Annotated in this window: 1 protein-coding gene; it reads right to left on the bottom strand. The window is 64.5% G+C overall.

Annotation, left to right across the window (positions count from 1 at the left end; translation table 11 throughout):
* Positions 1-650 precede the first annotated feature (650 nt).
* The coding region (locus D9C15_RS33155; RefSeq protein ID WP_128003713.1) for an IS5 family transposase at positions 651-1,222 on the bottom strand (572 nt) is incomplete at its 5' end.

The raw sequence follows: 1,222 nt of genomic DNA, 5'->3' as shown, positions 1-1,222 counted from the left end.
TTGGTTGTTCACACCGCCGCTGACTGCCCCGTCTGCAAAGCTTGGCGTGAGTCCAGCGCAGGTCTTCCGGTAGCACAGCAGTTGCCCAATGGGGCACCACCCATCAAGGTAGTGTTCATCGAGAGGTCAAGCCTTCACGGCAGCGAGTCCGAGTCCCTGTACCCGCCCGAACTTGGCTCTCTGTACAAGTCGCGTCAGGAGAAGTACCAACTCAGCCCTCCGGTGCCGCTGTTCGAGCTGGTTCGTGCTGGGCAAGTCATCTCGAGGCATGCTGGTCTTCGAGGTTGGTCGGAGGGCACCTTGCCTGAAGTCAGGCGACTTCAAGGCAAGTAGGCGCCGTCAGCGGCAAGTCGGTAGCGCGAGCTGCGGCCTAACCCTTCGCTCGAGGCGACCCTCCACGGCTTGGCACTTGGGCCGCGAGGCGCTCGCTAGCATCATGCGCCTCGCGGCCCAAGTGCCAATCCGCGGCGGTCGCCTCAGCTCAAATGTTAGGCCTCAGATGGAAGGTCTGAATTACTTTCGCCGCAGCGTAATTCAAGGTACGGGGAGTCGCAATCGGGCCGCGTTGAGTGCCTGAGGCGGTCTGCAGGGTGTTCTGCCGGACTGGCTAACCCCGCTTCGTGCCCCGCGCAACAGCGCGGGGCCCACTTTCAGGCGAGGCTACGCCTGACCATGAACAGGTTGGCCAGCGCCGAGACCACGAACAACCGGTTGGCGTTCTTGGCCAGGCCCCGGTAGCGCAGCTTGTCGAAGCCGAAGACGCACTTGATGACGCCGAAGACGTGTTCGACCCGGCTGCGGATCCTCGAGCGGAACCAGTTCAGGTGTTCGTCCAGTGGTTTCAGTGGCTTCTTGGCCTGGGCCTTGGCCAGTGTCAGATCTCGCGCATGAGGCGCTGCGCGCTTGATGGCAGTGCGCTGGCCCACGTAGGCCTTGTCGCCCCAGACGGCCCGTTCCCGGCCGTGCAGCAGCCGGCTGATCATCGGCCCGTCGGCCACGTTGCCCGGTGTGGCCACGACGCTGTGGATGAGCTTGGTCTTGCGGTCCACGCCCACGTGGGCCTTCATGCCGAAGCCCCACTTCTTGCCCTTGCGCGTGGAGCCCATCTCCGGATCCCGTCCGCCCGAGGCGTTCTTGGTGGACTGCGGCGCACAGATCAGCGTGGCATCCACGATGGTGCCCTCGCTGAGCCGGAAGCCGTGCGCCTGCAGGTGCTCGCCCA

It is taken from the genome of Piscinibacter defluvii (genome assembly GCF_004011805.1).
Classification (GTDB): Bacteria; Pseudomonadota; Gammaproteobacteria; order Burkholderiales; family Burkholderiaceae_C; genus Piscinibacter; species Piscinibacter defluvii.
Note: the sequence above shows the minus strand (reverse complement) of the source record. Positions and strands in the feature narration are given on the sequence as shown.